Origin of the sequence: Burkholderia stagnalis, assembly GCF_039848545.1 — a bacterium.
Classification (GTDB): domain Bacteria; phylum Pseudomonadota; class Gammaproteobacteria; order Burkholderiales; family Burkholderiaceae; genus Burkholderia; species Burkholderia stagnalis.
In genome coordinates this window covers 3632736-3649751 of sequence record NZ_CP156685.1, presented here as the reverse complement: position 1 = coordinate 3649751, position 17016 = coordinate 3632736, and the positions used below count along the sequence as shown (strand labels likewise).

Sequence of the window (17016 nt, the reverse complement as noted above, 5' to 3'; positions counted from 1 at the left end):
CGATGGGAAATGAATTGCAGCATCGGACGGTGCTGTTGGACGAAGCGGTCGATGCGCTCGTGACGCGGCCGGACGGAACCTACGTCGACGGCACGTTCGGGCGGGGTGGTCACAGCCGCGCGGTGCTCGCGCGGCTCGGGGCGGCCGGCCGGCTGATCGCGTTCGACAAGGATCCGCGTGCGATCGAGACGGCGCAGGGCATCGAGGATGCGCGCTTCTCGATCGTGCATGACAGCTTTGCGTCGATGCGGGGCGCGCTGGCGGCGCGCGGTGTCGAGAAGGTGTCGGGTGTGTTGCTGGACCTGGGCGTGTCCTCGCCGCAGGTGGACGATCCGCAGCGAGGCTTCAGCTTCCGCGCGGACGGCCCGCTGGACATGCGCATGGATCCGACGCGTGGCGAGTCGGCGGCCGAGTGGCTCGCGCGGGCGTCGCTGCAGGAACTGACGGAGGTGATACGGGATTATGGGGAAGAACGGTTTGCTTTTCAGATTGCAAAGGCGCTTGTTGCTCGCCGGGCAGAGTCCGACCGTCTTGGGCCTCTCGACACCACGGGCGAGCTTGCCCAAATCGTGGGTCACGTCGTCAAAACCCGTGAGAAGGGCAAGGATCCGGCAACCCGCACCTTTCAGGCTATACGGATTCACGTCAATCAAGAGCTTGCGGACCTGCAAGTCGTACTAGACGCGGCATTGTCGTTGCTGGAGCAAGGGGGGCGGCTGGTGGTCATCAGCTTTCATTCACTCGAGGACCGGATCGTCAAGCGATTCATGCAGGCGCACGCCAGTGCGCCGGCGGTCGATCGTCGCCTGCCGATCCGCGCCGTCGACCTCCCGAGCCCCCCGTTGAAGGTGATCGGCCGCAAATTCCCGAGCGATGCGGAAGTGGCCGCGAACCCGCGCGCCCGCTCGGCCGTGATGCGCATTGCGGAGCGCGTCGCGCCATGAGCCGCTTCAATATCTTCCTTCTGATCATCGTGATGGGCTGCGCGCTGTCGGTCGTCAATTCGACGAACCAGCAGCGCCAGTTTTTCATCCAGCTTCAGCGCGCGCAGTCGCAGGAGCGCCAGCTCCAGCAGGACTACGCGCAGCTTCAGTATCAGCAGAGCGCGCTGTCGAAGACGTCGCGCATCGAGCAGCTCGCGAACGATTCGCTGAAGATGCAGTCGATCACGACCGGCCGCACGCAGTACCTGACGCTGCAGCCGGGCGCCGCGAACGCGATCGACGCGCCGATCCCGGCATCCGCGGATGCGGCCGCGGGCAAGGCCAGGGGGAGCGCGCGATGAAGCCGTCGCAGAAGCGCCAGAACGTGAAGTTCGCGTCGAGCCCGGTGCTGTCGGTGCACCTGCCGATGTGGCGCTCCAAGCTCGTCGTGTTCCTGCTGTTCATGGCGTTCGTCGCGCTCGCCGCGCGCGCGTTCTGGATCCAGGGGCCCGGCAACGGTTTCTATCAGAAGCAGGGCGAAAGCCGCTACCAGCGCACGATCGAGCTGCCGGCGACGCGCGGCAAGATCCTCGACCGCAACGGCCTCGTGCTCGCGACGAGCCTGCCGGTGCGCGCGATCTGGGCGATTCCGGACGCCGTGCCGGACGATCTCGGCGCGGACAAGGTCAACCGGCTCGGCACGCTGCTCGGCATGACGCAGAAGGAGCTGCGCGCGAAATTGTCGGAAGACAAGGGTTTCGTCTACGTGAAGCGCCAGGTGCCGACCGACATCGCGGACAAGGTCGCGGCGCTCGACATCCCGGGTGTGTACCAGCGCAACGAATACAAGCGCTTCTATCCGGAAGGCGAGATCACCGCGCACCTGATCGGCTTCACGAACGTCGAGGACGAGGGCCAGGAAGGCGTCGAGCTGGGCGACCAGAAGCTTCTGTCCGGCACGTCGGGCGTGCGCCGCGTCATCAAGGACCGGCTCGGCCACATCGTCGAGGACGTCGCCGAGCAACTGCCGCCGCACAACGGCACCGACGTCGACCTGTCGATCGACAGCAAGATCCAGTACATCGCGTACGCGAACCTGAAATCCGCGGTCGAGAAGTTCAAGGCGAAGGCGGGGGCGGCGATGGTCGTCGACGTGCGTACCGGCGAGGTGCTCGCGCTCGTCAACTATCCGACGTACAACCCGAACGACCGCTCGCACCTGACCGGCGAGCAGCTGCGCAACCGGATCCTGACCGACGTGTTCGAGCCGGGCTCGATCATGAAGCCGTTTACGGTGTCGCTCGCGCTCGACCTGCATCGCGTGACGCCGAACACGCTCGTCGAGACGGGCGGCGGCCGCTTCGTGCTGGACGGCGCACCGATTACCGACGACGCGGGCTTCGGCACGCTGACCGTCGGCGGCGTGATCCAGAAATCGAGCAACATCGGCGCGACGAAGATCGCGATGACGATGAAGCCCGAGGAAATGTGGAATATGTATACGAGCATCGGGCTCGGCCAGGCGCCGAAGGTCGGCTTCCCGGGGGCGGCGGCCGGCCGCCTGCGGCCGTGGAAGAACTGGCGCCGGATCGAGCAGGCGACGATGTCGTACGGCTACGGCCTGTCCGCGTCGCTGTTCCAGCTCGCGCGCGCGTACACCGCGATCGCGCACGACGGCGAGCTGATGCCGGTGACGATCTTCAAGACCGACACCGCGCAGCCGGTCACGGGGCCGCAGATCTTCGCGCCGTCCACCGCGCGCCAGGTGCGTGCGATGCTCGAGACCGTCGTCGCGCCGGGCGGCACGTCGCCCGACGCCGCCGTGCCGGGCTACCGCGTCGGCGGCAAGAGCGGTACCGCGTACAAGCACGAAGGCCACGGCTACACCCGCAAGTACCGGGCGTCGTTCGTCGGCATGGCGCCGATGCCGAATCCGCGCATCGTGGTCGCCGTGTCGGTCGACGAGCCGACGGCCGGCAGCCACTTCGGCGGGCAGGTGTCGGGGCCGGTGTTCTCGACGATCGCGGGCGATGCGCTGCGCGCGCTGAACGTACCGCCGAACATGCCGGTCAAGCAGCTGGTGGTGTCCGACGATACGGCCCCCGCGCCGGCCGCGGGCGGGCCGCAAAAGCTCGCCGCGGGCGCGGGAGCGAAGCATATGATCGTGTCCAGTACGACACGCAATTCTCCTGGAGTGATTCGATGAGCGCCGCTCGCAGTTCCCATCCGGCGCACCAGCAAATCGCAGCCGCGCTTGCGTGGCTGCGTCAGCATGTGGCCCCCGCGGCGCAATTGCATGCGGATACGCGCAGCCTGAAGGCCGGCGACGTGTTTCTCGCGTACGCGGTCGACGGGGCAGACAATCGCGCTTTCATTCCCGACGCCGTCGCAGGCGGCACGGCCGCCGTGCTGTATCAGCCGGACGGCCTCGCCGCGGCGCCGGCCGCGCCGCTCGCGCTCGCGGTGCCGGCGCTGAACGAGCTCGCCGGCGACATCGCCAGCGGCTGGTATGGCGACCCGAGCGACAGCCTGCTCACGGTGGGTGTCACGGGCACCAACGGCAAGACGTCGTGCACGCACTGGATCGCCGCCGCGCTGACCGCGCTGCATCAGCCGTGCGCGCTGATCGGCACGCTCGGCAGCGGGATGCCGGGCCACCTCGTGCCGACCGGCTTCACGACGCCCGACGCGCCGCAGCTGCAGCGCAGCCTCGCGCAACTGCGCGACGCGGGCGCGAAGGCGGTGGCGATGGAGGTGTCGTCGCACGCGCTGCATCAGGGGCGCGTGAACGGCACCGCGTTCGACATCGCGGTGTTTACGAACCTCACGCAGGATCACCTCGACTATCACGGCACGTTCGACGCATACGAAGCCGCGAAGGCGAAGCTGTTCGCATGGCGCGGGCTGCGCGCCGCGGTCGTCAATCGCGACGATTCGGCGGGCCGCCGCGTGCTCGAAAAGCTGGCCGGGCGCGTGCGCACGATTGCATACGGAATCGGCGATGCACCGGCGGCCGGCGCCGATCGCGACCTGACGGCGCACGACGTGCGCGCGACCGCGACCGGCACCGCGTTCCGCCTGCGATCGTCGTGGGGCGACGCGGACGTCGAAGTCGGCACGCTCGGCACCTTCAACATCAGCAACCTGCTCGCGGTGCTCGGCACGCTGCTCGCGGCCGACGTGCCGTTCGATGCGGCGCTGGCCGAGATCGCGCGGCTCGAGTCGGTCAACGGCCGGATGCAGCGCCTCGGCGGCCGCCTGCAGAACGACGAGCCGCTCGTCGTGATCGACTACGCGCATACGCCCGACGCGCTCGAGAAGACGCTCGACGCGCTGCGCCCGATCGCCGCCGCGCGCGGCGGCGCGCTCGTCTGCATGTTCGGCTGCGGCGGTGACCGCGACGCGACCAAGCGCCCGCTGATGGGGGCGATTGCCGAGCGGCTGGCCGACGAGGTGGTCGTCACGAGCGACAACCCGCGCAGCGAGGATCCGCAGCACATCATCGACCAGGTCGTCGCCGGCATGCGCGCGCCCGGCAACGCGCGCCGCATCGAGGACCGCGCGAGCGCGATCCTGCAGGCGGTGCGCGGCGCGGCGCGCGAGGACGTCGTCGTGCTGGCCGGCAAGGGGCACGAGGCAACGCAGGAAATCATGGGCAAGAAGCGCACATTCTCCGACCAGGACCACGCGCGGCTTGCGCTCGCGGCGCGCGCGACGCACGGCAAGGGAGGTGGCGAATGACGATGCTGAGCCTTGGTGAAGCCGCGCGCCTGATTCCCGGCGCGACCGTCAGGGGCGACGCGGGCGTGACGTTCGAGCGCGTGTCGACGGACAGCCGCACGGCGGGCCCGGGCGACCTGTTCGTCGCGCTGAAAGGGGAGCGCTTCGACGCGCACGATTTCCTCGGCGACGTCGCGGCGCGCGGCGCGGCCGCGGCGCTCGTCGCGCACACGCCGGCGGGGGCCTCGCGATGCCGACGATCGAGGGCGGCGAAACACGGGCCGCACTCGGCGCCCTTGCACACGGCTGGCGCAAACGATTCGCGTTGCCGGTGGTCGCGGTGACGGGCAGCAACGGCAAGACGACCGTCAAGGAAATGATCGCGTCGATCTTCGCCGCCGCGGCAGGCGCGCAGGCGCGGCTCGCGACGGCCGGCAACCTCAACAACGACGTCGGCCTGCCGTTGACGCTGCTGCGCCTGAACGCTTCGCACCGGCTGGCGGTGATCGAGCTCGGGATGAATCACCCGGGCGAGACGGACGTGCTCGCGCGCATCACGGCGCCGACGGTCGCGCTCGTCAACAACGCGCAGCGCGAGCACCAGGAATTCATGGCGACGGTCGAAGCCGTCGCGCTCGAACATGCGGCCGTGATCCATGCGCTGGCGCCGGACGGCGTCGCGGTGTTCCCGGCCGACGACGCGTATGCGGGCATCTGGCGCGTCGCGGCGACCGGCAACCCGATCGTCGACTTCGCGCTGCACGACGGCGAGCGGCAGGCCGCGGCGCAGGTGACGGGCCGGCTGCACGGCGGCGAGCTCGCGATCGACACGCCGGCCGGGCCGATCGCGGTGCGGCTGCGCGCGCTCGGCGAGCACAACGCGCGCAACGCGCTCGCGGCAACGGCCGCGGCGCTGGCGGCGGGCGTCGAGCCCGCGGCGATCAAGCAGGGCCTGGAGGCATTCGAGCCCGTCAAGGGTCGCCTGCAGGTCCGGCAGGCGAGCGTCGGCAGCCTCGCAGGCGCGACGGTCGTCGACGATACCTACAACGCGAACCCCGATTCGATGCGCGCGGCGATCGACGTGCTCGCGTCGCAGCCGGCGCCGCGCGTGCTGGTGATCGGCGACATGGGCGAGGTCGGCGACGAGGGCCCGGCGTTCCACCGCGAGGTGGGCGCGTATGCGCGCGAGCGCGGCATCGATGCGCTGTTCGCGCTCGGCGACGCGTCGCGCGACGCATGCTCGGCATACGGCGACGCGGCCCGCCATTTCGGCGACGTCGACGCGCTGGTTGTCGCGCTGCAGGCGGCGGGCTACGGCGCGCAGGCGACGGTGCTCGTGAAGGGATCGCGGTACATGAAGATGGAGCGCGTGGTCGACGCGCTGACGAACCAACCCGCGGCGGGCACGGCGCCCGCCGCACACTGAGTAGAAGGAAGGAAGCATGCTGCTGGCGCTGGCGCAATGGCTGCAGGGCGACGCAAGCTTTTTGCGCTTGTTCACGTACCTCACGTTCCGTGCGGTGATGGCCACCATCACCGCGCTCGGGATCGGGCTCGTGTGCGGACCGTGGGTGATCCGCAAGCTGACCGCGATGAAGGTCGGGCAGGCCGTGCGCAAGGACGGCCCGCAGACTCACCTCGTCAAGTCCGGCACGCCGACGATGGGCGGCGTGCTGATCCTGATCGGCATCGCGGTCGCGACGCTGCTGTGGGGCGACCTGACGAACCGCTTCATCTGGATCGTGATGCTCGTCACGTTCGGCTTCGGCGTGATCGGCTGGGTCGACGACTACCGCAAGGTCGTCCACAAGGACCCGCGCGGGATGTCGTCGCGCGAGAAGTATTTCTGGCAGTCGGTGATCGGCCTGTTCGCAGCCGTCTACCTCGCATTCAGCGTGTCCGAGGCGAACAACGTGCGCGTGTTCGACCTGTTCATGGCGTGGGTGCGGAGCGGCCTGTCGATGGGGCTGCCGGCGCGTGCCGACCTGATGCTGCCGTTCCTGAAGTCGATCAGCTACCCGCTCGGCGTATGGGGCTTCATCGTGCTGACCTACTTCGTGATCGTCGGCGCGAGCAACGCGGTGAACCTGACCGACGGCCTCGACGGCCTCGTGATCATGCCGGTCGTGCTGGTCGGCGCATCGCTGGGCGTGTTCGCGTACGTGATGGGCAGCGCGGTCTACTCGAAATACCTGCTGTTCCCGCACATCCCGGGCGCGGGCGAGCTGCTGATCTTCTGTTCCGCGATGGGCGGGGCAGGGCTCGCGTTCCTCTGGTACAACACGCACCCCGCGCAGGTGTTCATGGGCGACGTCGGCGCGCTGGCGCTCGGCGGCGCGCTCGGCACGGTCGCGGTGATCGTGCGCCAGGAAATCGTGCTGTTCATCATGGGCGGCATCTTCGTCGCGGAAACGCTGTCGGTGATGCTGCAGGTTTCGTGGTTCAAGTACACGAAGAAGCGCTACGGCGAAGGGCGGCGCCTGCTGAAGATGGCGCCGCTGCATCACCATTTCGAATTGTCCGGCTGGAAGGAAACGCAGGTGGTCGTGCGTTTCTGGATCATCACGCTGATGCTGTGCCTGTTCGGTCTGACCACCCTCAAGCTGCGGTAAAGGAAAGGTAACAAGGATGTCTGGCGAGATGTTTGGAGATCGGCAACGGCCGATGGTGCTGGTGCTGGGGCTCGGCGAATCGGGCCTCGCGATCGCGCGGTGGTGCGCGAGGCACGGGTGCCGCCTGCGTATTGCCGATACCCGCGAGGCGCCGCCGAACCTTGCCGCGCTGCAGGCCGAAGGCATCGATGCGGAATTCGTCGGCGGGCCGTTCACGCCCGCGCTGCTCGACGGCGGCGTCGAGATCGTCGGGCTGAGCCCCGGCCTGTCGCCGCTCGAGCCGGCGCTCGCGGCGCTGATCGCGGCGGCCGGCGAGCGCGGCGTGGCGGTGTGGGGCGAGCTGGAGTTCTTCGCGCAGGCGCTGCGCGCGCTCGGCGCGAGCGGCTATCAGCCGAAGGTGCTGGCGATCACGGGCACCAACGGCAAGACCACGACGACGAGCCTCACCGGCCTGTTGTGCGAGCGCGCGGGCAAGAAGGTCGGCGTGGCGGGCAACATCAGCCCGGCGATGCTCGACCGGCTTGCGGCCGCGATCGACGCCACCGCGCTGCCGGACGTCTGGGTGCTCGAACTGTCGAGCTTCCAGCTCGAGACCGCGCGCACCTTCGCGCCGGACGCGGCCGCGATCCTCAACATCACGCAGGACCACCTCGACTGGCACGGCAGCTTCGACGCGTATGCGGCGGCCAAGGGCCGGATCTTCGGCGCGACGACCACGCGCGTGTTGAACCGCGACGACGCGGCGGTGATGAAGTTCGCGCCGGCCGCGGGCGCGGCCGATGCGGCGCGCACGGTCACGTTCGGGCTGAACGAGCCGGCGCACGAAGGCGATTACGGGCTGTCGCGCGACAACGGCATCGCATGGCTCGTCGAGGCGATCGATCGCGACGCGACCGACGAGCCGGCGACGGGCCGCCGCCGCAAGCGGGAAGCGGCGCACACGCCGGACATCGCGCAAAAGCGCCTGATGCCGGCCGACGCGCTGCGCATCCGCGGCCTGCACAACGCGGCGAACGCGCTTGCCGCATTCGCGCTCGCGCGCGCGATCGACCTGCCGGCCGCGCCGCTGCTGCATGCGCTGCGCGAATACCGCGGCGAGGCGCACCGCGTCGAGCTGATCGCGACGCTCGACGACGTCGACTACGTCGACGACAGCAAGGGCACGAACGTCGGCGCGACGGTTGCGGCGCTCGACGGTCTCGCGCAGCGGATCGTGCTGATCGCCGGCGGCGACGGCAAGGGCCAGGATTTCACGCCGCTCGCGGCGCCGGTCGCACGCTGGTGCCGCGCGGTGCTGCTGATCGGCCGCGACGCGCCGGCGATTCGCGACGCGCTCGCGGAAACGGGCGTGCCGCTCGCCGATCATGCGACGCTCGAAGAAGCGGTGCGCGCGGCCGGCAGCCTCGCGGAGCCGGGCGACGCGGTGCTGCTGTCGCCTGCCTGCGCGAGCTTCGACATGTTCAAGAGCTATGCCCATCGCGCGGAGGTGTTCCGTCGCGCGGTGGACGATCTCGCCCTCGATAAAGGAGCGACGCCATGAGCTGGTCGGATCGCCTTGCCTCCCGTTTCACCGGTCAGCGCGACGCTGGCGGCAATGCCGCCGGCGGCCGCGTCGCGTCGGCCACGCGGGCCGCGACGGGCGGGCTCGCGAGCGTCGTCAACGGCGTGCGGCCGAGCCGCTCGCGGATGCTCGACTTCGACTACTCGCTGCTGTGGGTCGCGATCGCGCTGATCGGGCTCGGCGTCGTGATGGTGTATTCGGCGTCGATCGCGATGCCGGATTCGCCGAAATACGCGTCGTATCGCGATTACGCGTTCCTGCTGCGCCACTGCGTGTCGCTCGTCGTCGCGTTCGTCGCGGCGGTGATCGCGTTCCGCGTGCCGGTGTCGACGTGGGACAAGTACGCGCCGCATCTCTTCCTGATCGCGCTGGTCAGCCTCGTGATCGTGCTGATCCCGCACGTCGGCAAGGGCGTGAACGGCGCGCGCCGCTGGATCCCGCTCGGCATCACGAACATGCAGCCGTCGGAAGTCATGAAGCTCGCGGTGACGATCTACGCGGCGAACTACACGGTGCGCAAGCAGGAATACATGCAGAGCTTCGCGAAGGGCTTCCTGCCGATGGCCTGCGCGGTCGGCCTCGTCGGCGCGCTGCTGCTGCTCGAGCCGGACATGGGCGCGTTCATGGTGATCGCCGCGATCGCGATGGGCGTGCTGTTCCTCGGCGGCGTGAACGGCAAGCTGTTCGGCGGCCTCGTCGCGACGGCGGTCGGCACGTTCACGATGCTCGTCTGGCTGTCGCCGTGGCGTCGCGAGCGGATCTTCGCGTATCTCGACCCGTGGGACGAGCGCTACGCGCAGGGCAAGGCCTACCAGCTCACGCACTCGCTGATCGCGTTCGGCCGCGGCGAATGGTTCGGCGTCGGCCTCGGCGGCAGCGTCGAGAAGCTGAACTACCTGCCGGAAGCGCATACCGACTTCATCCTCGCGGTGATCGGCGAGGAACTCGGCTTCGTCGGCGTGATGGTGGTGATCCTGCTGTTCTACTGGATCGTGCGCCGCGCGTTCGAGATCGGCCGCCAGGCGCTCGCGCTCGACCGCACGTTCGCCGGCCTGACCGCGAAGGGCGTCGGCATCTGGTTCGGCGCGCAGGCGTTCATCAACATGGGCGTGAACCTCGGCCTGTTGCCGACCAAGGGCCTGACGCTGCCGCTCGTGAGCTACGGCGGCTCGGGCATCCTGCTGAACTGCGTCGCGCTCGCGGTACTGCTGCGGGTCGATTACGAGAACCGGGTGCTGATGCGCGGAGGGAAGGTATGACCGCGGCACGGCGCACGTTGATGGTGATGGCAGGCGGCACCGGGGGCCACGTGTTCCCGGGGCTCGCGGTCGCGCACCGGATGGAAGCGGCGGGCTGGCGCGTCGTGTGGCTCGGCAATCCGGCCGGGATGGAAGCGACGCTCGTGCCGAAGCACGGCATCCCGATGGAGTACGTGCGGTTCGGCGGCGTGCGCGGCAAGGGGCTGAAGACCAAGCTGCAGTTGCCGTTCAACCTGCTGCGCGCCTGCTGGCAGAGCCTCGGCGCGCTGCGCCGGGTGCGGCCGGACGTGGTGCTCGGGATGGGCGGCTACATCACGTTCCCGGCGGGCGTGATGACGGCGCTGTCCGGCCGTCCGCTCGTGCTGCACGAACAGAATTCGATCGCGGGCCTCGCGAACAAGGTGCTTGCGAAGCTCGCGAAGCGCGTGCTCGTCGCGTTCCCGGACGCGCTGCCGCACGCCGAATGGACCGGCAACCCGATTCGCGCGGAACTTGCACGCACGGCGCCGCCCCAGGCACGCTATGCGGCGCGCAGCGGGCCGCTGAACGTGCTGGTCGTCGGCGGCAGCCTCGGCGCCGCCGCGCTGAACGAAGTCGTGCCGCGCGCGCTGGCGCAACTGGCGCCCGGCGAGCGGCCGCGCATCGTGCACCAGGCGGGCGCGAAGCACATCGAAGCGCTGAAGGCGAACTACGACGCGGCCGGTTTCGTGGCGGGCGACGACGTGCGGCTCGTGCCGTTCATCGACGACATGGCGGCCGCCTATGCGGCGGCGGATCTCGTGATCTGCCGCTCGGGCGCGATGACCGTATCGGAAATCGCCGCGGTGGGCGTGGCGGCGCTGTTCGTGCCGTTCCCGTACGCGGTCGACGACCACCAGACGACCAACGCCGCCTTCCTCGCCGAGGCGGGCGCGGCGGTCCTGGTGCAACAACGCGACCTGTCGGCCGAGTTGCTCGCCGACTGGCTGCGCAGCCAGTCGCGGGCGTCGCTCGCGGACATGGCGGAGCGTTCGCGCTCGCTGGCGAAGCCGGATGCCACCGATGAAGTCGCGCGGGTCTGCGCGAAGGTGGCCGGTGCGAACCTGGAACAACTGCAATGAAACACATCGTCAAACACATCCATTTCGTCGGGATCGGCGGCGCCGGCATGAGCGGCATCGCGGAAGTGCTCGTCAATCTCGGCTACCAGGTCAGCGGCTCGGACCTGTCGCGCAATGCGGTGACGGATCGCCTCGAGGCGCTCGGCGCGCGCATCGCGATCGGCCACGACGCGGCGAACATCGAGGGCGCGAACGCGGTCGTCGTATCGACGGCCGTGCGCTCGGACAACCCGGAAGTGCTGGCCGCGCGCGCGAAGCGCGTGCCGATCGTGCAGCGCGCGGTGATGCTCGCCGAGCTGATGCGCCTGAAGCAGGGCATCGCGATCGCCGGCACGCACGGCAAGACCACGACCACCAGCCTCGTCGCGAGCGTGCTCGCCGCGGGCGGCCTCGACCCGACCTTCGTGATCGGCGGGCGGCTGATCAGCGCCGGCGCGAACGCGCGGCTCGGCACGGGCGACTTCATCGTCGCCGAGGCCGACGAGTCGGACGCGTCGTTCCTGAACCTGTATCCGGTGATCGAAGTCATCACGAACATCGACGCCGACCACATGGACACCTACGGCCACGATTTCGCGCGGCTCAAGCAGGCGTTCATCGAATTCACGCAGCGCCTGCCGTTCTACGGCAGCGCGGTCGTGTGCATCGACGATCCGAACGTGCGGCAGATCATCCCGTTCATCTCGAAGCCGGTGGTGCGCTACGGGCTGTCGCCGGACGCGCAGGTGCGCGCGGAAGACATCGACGCGCGCGACGGCCGCATGCATTTCACGGTGATCCGCGAAGGGCGCGCGCCGCTCGCGGTCGTGCTGAACCTGCCGGGCCTGCACAACGTGCAGAACGCGCTCGCGGCGATCGCGATCGCGACGGATCTCGGCGTGGCGGACGACGCGATCCAGCAGGCGCTCGCGGAATTCAACGGCGTGGGCCGGCGCTTCCAGCGCTACGGCGAGGTGCCGGCGGCGGACGGCGGCGCCTACACGCTGATCGACGACTACGGCCATCACCCGGTCGAGATGGCGGCGACGATCGCGGCCGCGCGCGGCGCGTTTCCGGGCCGCCGCCTCGTGCTGGCGTTCCAGCCGCACCGCTACACGCGCACGCGCGACTGCTTCGACGATTTCGTCAACGTGCTGTCGACGGTCGATGCGCTGGTGCTGACCGAGGTCTACGCGGCGGGCGAGGCGGCGATCACGACCGCCAACGGCGATGCGCTGTCGCGCGCGCTGCGCACGGTGGGCAAGGTCGACCCGGTGTTCGTCGCGACGGTCGACGACGTGCCGGACGCATTGACGAAGGTCGCCCGCAACGGCGACGTGGTGATCACGATGGGTGCGGGCTCGATCGGCGGCGTGCCGGCGAAGCTCGCGCAGCACACACAACAGAAGGCATGACATGAGCGGGATCGATCCGAAACGTTTCGGCAAGGTGGCGGTGTTGTTCGGCGGCGAGTCCGCGGAGCGTGAGGTGTCGCTCACGTCGGGCCGGCTCGTGCTGCAGGGCCTGCGCGATGCAGGCGTCGACGCGCATCCGTTCGACCCGGCCGAGCGGCCGCTGTCGGCGCTGAAGGAAGAGGGCTTCGAGCGCGCGTTCAACGCGCTGCACGGCGGCTACGGCGAGAACGGCCAGATCCAGGGCGCGCTCGATTTCTACGGAATCCGCTACACGGGCAGCGGCGTGCTGGGCTCGGCGCTCGGCCTCGACAAGTTCCGCACGAAGCTCGTGTGGCAGCAGACGGGCGTGCCGACGCCGCCGTTCGAGACGGTGCTGCGCGGCGACGATTACGCGGCGAGCGCGGCGCAGATCGTCGCGAAGCTCGGCCTGCCGCTGTTCGTGAAGCCGGCGAGCGAGGGGTCGAGCGTCGCGGTGCTGAAGGTGAAGACGGCCGACGCGCTGCCGGCCGCGCTCGCGGAAGCGGCGGCGCACGACAAGATCGTGATCGTCGAGAAGAGCATCGAGGGCGGCGGCGAATACACCGCGTGCATCGCCGCGGATCTCGACCTGCCGCTGATCAAGATCGTGCCGGCCGGCGAGTTCTACGACTACCACGCGAAGTACGTCGCCGACGATACACAGTACCTGATCCCGTGCGGCCTGCCCGCCGGCCAGGAAGCGGAACTGAAGCGCCTCGCGCGCCGCGCGTTCGACGTGCTGGGCTGCACCGACTGGGGCCGCGCGGATTTCATGCTCGACGCCGACGGCAACGCGTACTTCCTGGAAGTGAACACGGCGCCCGGCATGACCGATCACTCGCTGCCGCCGAAGGCGGCGCGCGCGATCGGCATCAGCTATTCGGAGCTGGTGGTGAAAGTGCTGTCGCTCACGCTCAACGACTGAAGCAGGAACGGAACGACGTCATGTGGAACAACGTTCGCCAACTAAACCTTGCCGCCAGCGCGCTGTACGCGCTGCTGCTGCTCGTGTTGGCGGCGGCCGGCTGCTACTGGCTGATCCAGCGTCCGACGTTCGCGCTGCGCGCGATCCAGATCGACGGCGACACCGACCACATCAACGCGCCGACCGTGCGCGCGGGCGTGGTCGGCCGGCTGAAGGGCAATTTCTTCACCGTCGATCTCGATACGGCGCGGGTCGCGTTCGAGCAGATGCCGTGGGTGCGCCACGCGAGCGTGCGCCGGGTGTGGCCGAATGCGCTGGCTGTCACGCTCGAGGAGTACAAACCGCTCGGGACGTGGGGCAGCAACCAGCTGGTGAGCGTCGACGGCGAGCTGTTCACCGCGAACCAGGGCGAGCTCGACGCGGAACTGCCCGCGTTCGACGGGCCGGAAGGCAGCGCGAAGGAAGTCGTCGCGCGGTATCGCGACTTCTCGAAGTGGTTCGCGCCGCTGAAGGCGGCGCCGGAGGAAGTGACGCTGTCGGCACGCTATGCATGGACGGTGAAGCTGTCGAACGGGATGCAGGTGGAGCTGGGCAAGGAGCGCAACAGCGAAACCCTGCACGACCGGAGCCAGCGTCTCGTTGCCGCATGGCCTGCCGTCACCGAACGCTGGGGCAACGACATCGAGTACGCGGACCTGCGCTATCCGAACGGATTCGCGATCCGCGCGGCGGGCATGCGGTTCCTGACCGATACCGACAAGCGCAAGAAGTAACGAGAGATCACACGCAAGAGCACTTTATGAGCAAAGACTACAAGGATCTGCTGGTTTCCCTCGACATCGGCACGTCGAAGGTGGTGGCCGTCGTCGCCGAGCTGAAGGGCGAGGGTCACTACGAGGTGATCGGCCTCGGCCAGAGCGAATCGAAAGGTCTGAAAAAAGGCGTGGTGGTGAACATCGAGGCCACCGTGCAGTCGATCCAGCGCGCGCTCGAGGAAGCGGAGCTGATGGCCGACTGCAAGATCACCAACGTGTTCACGGGGATCGCCGGCAGCCATATCCGCAGCTTCAACTCGAGCGGGATGGTCGCGATCAAGGACAAGGAAGTCACGCAGACCGACGTCGCGCGCGTGATCGAGACTGCGAAGGCGATCAACATCCCGACCGACCAGCAGGTGCTGCACATCCTCACGCAGGAATTCATCATCGACGGCCAGGAAGACGTGCGCGAGCCGATCGGCATGAGCGGCATCCGCCTCGAGGTGAAGGTGCACATCGTGACGGGCGCGGTGAGCGCCGCGCAGAACATCGTCAAGTGCGTGCGCCGCTGCGGGCTGGAAGTGAACGACCTGATCCTGCAGCCGCTCGCGTCGTCGCTCGCGGTGCTGACCGAGGACGAGAAGGATCTCGGCGTGGTGCTGGTCGACGTCGGCGGCGGCACGACCGACATCGCGATCTTCGCGGAAGGCGCGATCCGCCACACCGCGGTGATCCCGATCGCCGGCGACCAGATCACGAGCGACATCGCGATGGCGCTGCGCACGCCGACGCCGGACGCGGAAGACATCAAGGTCAGCTACGGGATCGCGAAGCAGGCGCTCGCCGATCCGGACGAGATGGTCGAAGTGCCGGGCCTCGGCGAACGCGGCCCGCGCACGCTGTCGCGCCAGGCGCTTGCCGCGGTGATCGAGCCGCGCGTCGAGGAGCTGTTCTCGCTGGTGCAGCAGGTCGTGCGCGAGTCGGGTTACGAAGAACTCCTGAGCTCCGGCGTGGTCATTACCGGCGGCGCGGCGATGATGCCGGGCATGGTCGAGCTCGGCGAAGACATTTTCCTGAAACCGGTGCGCATCGGCGCGCCGGAATACGCGGGCGGCCTGGCCGACGTCGTGCGCAATCCGCGCTATTCGACGGCGATGGGGCTGCTCGTGGAAGGCAGTGCTCAGCGCATGCGCGGCCGCAAGGTCGCCGTGCAGTCCGGCAACGCGGGGCAGATCTTCTCGCGGATGAAGGAATGGTTCCTGAGCAACTTCTGACGAACCGAATCGAAATTCGCGCCGGTGCCGGCGGCTGGCGCGCGACAGGGGGTTGCCCGATCTCCTGCCGAATAACGGCCGAGTAGCGGTAATTTTCTTGACGGAGGCAACAATGGAATTCCAAATGCTGGAAACCGAAACCAACGGCACCATCATCAAGGTGGTGGGTGTTGGCGGCGCTGGCGGCAATGCCGTGCAGCACATGATCAACCGCGGCGTGCAAGGCGTCGACTTCATCGTGATGAACACGGACGCGCAGGCGCTGTCGCGTTCGCGCGCGCCATCGGTGATCCAGCTCGGCAACACCGGCCTCGGCGCCGGCGCGAAGCCGGAAATGGGCCGTGCGGCGGCCGAGGAAGCGCGTGAGCGCATCGCCGACGCGCTGCGCGGCGCGCACATGGTGTTCATCACCGCCGGCATGGGCGGCGGCACCGGCACGGGCGCAGCCCCGGTCGTCGCGCAGATCGCGAAGGAGATGGGCATTCTGACGGTCGGCGTCGTCAGCAAGCCGTTCGAATTCGAAGGCGGCAAGCGGATGCGTGTTGCCGAAGCCGGCTCGCAGCAACTGGAGGATCACGTCGACTCGCTGATCGTCGTGCTGAACGACAAGCTGTTCGACGTGATGGGCGACGACGCCGAGATGGACAAGTGCTTCCAGTGCGCGGACGACGTGTTGAACAACGCGGTGGCAGGCATCGCGGAAATCATCAACGTCGACGGTCTGGTCAACGTCGACTTCGAAGACGTGAAGACGGTGATGGGCGAGCAGGGCAAGGCGATGATGGGCACGGCGACGGTCGCCGGCGTCGATCGCGCGCGCCTCGCGGCGGAACAGGCCGTGGCGAGCCCGCTGCTCGAAGGCGTCGACCTGTCGGGCGCGCGCGGCGTGCTGGTCAACATCACGTCGAGCCGTTCGCTGCGCCTGTCGGAAACGCGCGAAGTGATGAACACGATCAAGAGCTACGCGGCGGAAGACGCGACGGTGATCTTCGGTGCGGTGTACGACGACGCGATGGGCGACGCGCTGCGCGTGACGGTGGTCGCGACGGGCCTCGGCCGTGCGGCGAAGAAGCAGCAGTCGGCGCCGATGACGCTGCTGCGCACCGGCACGGACAACCAGCCGATCAACGCGGTGTCGCACAACAGCTACGCACCGGCGCATCACGTCAGCACGGCCGACTACGGCGCGCTGGACACGCCGGCCGTGTGGCGCAACTCGCGCGAAACCGCGGCGTCGCACGTGCAAGCGCTGCAGGAGAAGGGTGTCGACACGTACGACATCCCGGCTTTCCTGCGCAAGCAGGCTGACTGAGGCACACGGGCGAAGCCGCGGCGGGGTCGCCGCGGTGGAGCCGGCGTGACGGATGCTACGGACCGTGACAGGCCGCGTCGGATGCGACGCCGGGCCGGGAAACGTGCCCTCTTCGCTTCGGCGAGGCGGGATGGGCCGTGCTGTCCGTGTCACGCGACTG

At 68.8% G+C, this 17016-nt stretch carries 13 protein-coding genes and 1 pseudogene; all 14 read left to right on the top strand.

The genetic code is table 11. From position 1 onward, the window contains the following. Positions 1–2 precede the first annotated feature (2 nt). The 14 genes and pseudogenes from rsmH to ftsZ all read left to right on the top strand — a co-directional run bounded on the left by rsmH (position 3) and on the right by ftsZ (position 16856). Positions 3–944 (top strand): 16S rRNA (cytosine(1402)-N(4))-methyltransferase RsmH, encoded by a 942-nt coding sequence (gene rsmH / locus ABFO07_RS16955; RefSeq protein WP_059564618.1) that lies wholly within the window; start codon positions 3–5, stop codon positions 942–944. Continuing rightward, positions 941–1285, top strand: coding sequence for a cell division protein FtsL (ftsL, locus tag ABFO07_RS16950; RefSeq protein WP_059878673.1), 345 nt, complete (start codon positions 941–943; stop codon positions 1283–1285). Before rsmH ends, ftsL begins: the two co-directional genes overlap by 4 nt. After that, complete coding sequence (locus tag ABFO07_RS16945) at positions 1282–3129, top strand: peptidoglycan D,D-transpeptidase FtsI family protein (protein WP_059878676.1); 1848 nt, start codon at positions 1282–1284, stop codon at positions 3127–3129. Before ftsL ends, ABFO07_RS16945 begins: the two co-directional genes overlap by 4 nt. Beyond that, positions 3126–4664, top strand: coding sequence for a UDP-N-acetylmuramoyl-L-alanyl-D-glutamate--2,6-diaminopimelate ligase (locus ABFO07_RS16940; RefSeq protein ID WP_060147671.1), 1539 nt, complete (start codon positions 3126–3128; stop codon positions 4662–4664). The genes ABFO07_RS16945 and ABFO07_RS16940 overlap by 4 nt, the downstream gene beginning before the upstream one ends. Continuing rightward, positions 4661–6069, top strand: a pseudogene (locus ABFO07_RS16935) (UDP-N-acetylmuramoyl-tripeptide--D-alanyl-D-alanine ligase). Before ABFO07_RS16940 ends, ABFO07_RS16935 begins: the two are co-directional and overlap by 4 nt. A gap of 16 nt (positions 6070–6085) precedes the next feature. Further along, positions 6086–7255: a phospho-N-acetylmuramoyl-pentapeptide-transferase gene (gene mraY / locus ABFO07_RS16930; protein WP_017333461.1), complete on the top strand. Its 1170-nt coding sequence runs from the start codon at positions 6086–6088 to the stop codon at positions 7253–7255. Between the two features lie 28 nt (positions 7256–7283). Further along, positions 7284–8795 carry a UDP-N-acetylmuramoyl-L-alanine--D-glutamate ligase gene (murD, locus tag ABFO07_RS16925; protein ID WP_059923746.1) on the top strand — a complete coding sequence of 504 codons (1512 nt, stop codon included), beginning with the start codon at positions 7284–7286 and terminating at the stop codon, positions 8793–8795. Further along, positions 8792–10075: a putative lipid II flippase FtsW gene (gene ftsW / locus ABFO07_RS16920; RefSeq protein WP_059809167.1), complete on the top strand. Its 1284-nt coding sequence runs from the start codon at positions 8792–8794 to the stop codon at positions 10073–10075. The genes murD and ftsW overlap by 4 nt, the downstream gene beginning before the upstream one ends. Then, a complete protein-coding gene (gene murG / locus ABFO07_RS16915) occupies positions 10072–11175 on the top strand; it encodes an undecaprenyldiphospho-muramoylpentapeptide beta-N-acetylglucosaminyltransferase (protein WP_059878684.1) in 1104 nt (367 codons plus the stop codon). The genes ftsW and murG overlap by 4 nt, the downstream gene beginning before the upstream one ends. Further along, the gene (murC, locus tag ABFO07_RS16910; RefSeq protein WP_059564593.1) at positions 11172–12569 is read left to right on the top strand and encodes a UDP-N-acetylmuramate--L-alanine ligase; all 1398 of its coding nucleotides are present in this window, start codon (positions 11172–11174) and stop codon (positions 12567–12569) included. Before murG ends, murC begins: the two co-directional genes overlap by 4 nt. Before the next feature lies 1 nt (position 12570). Next, complete coding sequence (locus ABFO07_RS16905) at positions 12571–13512, top strand: D-alanine--D-alanine ligase (protein ID WP_059564592.1); 942 nt, start codon at positions 12571–12573, stop codon at positions 13510–13512. A 20-nt stretch (positions 13513–13532) separates the two neighbouring features. Continuing rightward, positions 13533–14285 (top strand): cell division protein FtsQ/DivIB, encoded by a 753-nt coding sequence (locus tag ABFO07_RS16900; RefSeq protein ID WP_059564591.1) that lies wholly within the window; start codon positions 13533–13535, stop codon positions 14283–14285. A gap of 26 nt (positions 14286–14311) precedes the next feature. Next, positions 14312–15544 (top strand): cell division protein FtsA, encoded by a 1233-nt coding sequence (gene ftsA, locus ABFO07_RS16895; protein WP_010091242.1) that lies wholly within the window; start codon positions 14312–14314, stop codon positions 15542–15544. A gap of 112 nt (positions 15545–15656) precedes the next feature. Further along, positions 15657–16856, top strand: coding sequence for a cell division protein FtsZ (ftsZ, locus tag ABFO07_RS16890; RefSeq protein ID WP_017333468.1), 1200 nt, complete (start codon positions 15657–15659; stop codon positions 16854–16856). Positions 16857–17016: the final 160 nt, after the last annotated feature.

Excerpts from the sequence above, each read along its gene's own strand:
- rsmH (WP_059564618.1), top strand. The coding sequence starts at position 3 with ATGGGAAATGAATTGCAGCATCGGACGGTGCTGTTGGACGAAGCGGTC.
- ftsL (WP_059878673.1), top strand. The coding sequence starts at position 941 with ATGAGCCGCTTCAATATCTTCCTTCTGATCATCGTGATGGGCTGCGCG.
- ABFO07_RS16945 (WP_059878676.1), top strand. The coding sequence starts at position 1,282 with ATGAAGCCGTCGCAGAAGCGCCAGAACGTGAAGTTCGCGTCGAGCCCG.
- ABFO07_RS16940 (WP_060147671.1), top strand. The coding sequence starts at position 3,126 with ATGAGCGCCGCTCGCAGTTCCCATCCGGCGCACCAGCAAATCGCAGCC.
- mraY (WP_017333461.1), top strand. The coding sequence starts at position 6,086 with ATGCTGCTGGCGCTGGCGCAATGGCTGCAGGGCGACGCAAGCTTTTTG.
- murD (WP_059923746.1), top strand. The coding sequence starts at position 7,284 with ATGTTTGGAGATCGGCAACGGCCGATGGTGCTGGTGCTGGGGCTCGGC.
- ftsW (WP_059809167.1), top strand. The coding sequence starts at position 8,792 with ATGAGCTGGTCGGATCGCCTTGCCTCCCGTTTCACCGGTCAGCGCGAC.
- murG (WP_059878684.1), top strand. The coding sequence starts at position 10,072 with ATGACCGCGGCACGGCGCACGTTGATGGTGATGGCAGGCGGCACCGGG.
- murC (WP_059564593.1), top strand. The coding sequence starts at position 11,172 with ATGAAACACATCGTCAAACACATCCATTTCGTCGGGATCGGCGGCGCC.
- ABFO07_RS16905 (WP_059564592.1), top strand. The coding sequence starts at position 12,571 with ATGAGCGGGATCGATCCGAAACGTTTCGGCAAGGTGGCGGTGTTGTTC.
- ABFO07_RS16900 (WP_059564591.1), top strand. The coding sequence starts at position 13,533 with ATGTGGAACAACGTTCGCCAACTAAACCTTGCCGCCAGCGCGCTGTAC.
- ftsA (WP_010091242.1), top strand. The coding sequence starts at position 14,312 with ATGAGCAAAGACTACAAGGATCTGCTGGTTTCCCTCGACATCGGCACG.
- ftsZ (WP_017333468.1), top strand. The coding sequence starts at position 15,657 with ATGGAATTCCAAATGCTGGAAACCGAAACCAACGGCACCATCATCAAG.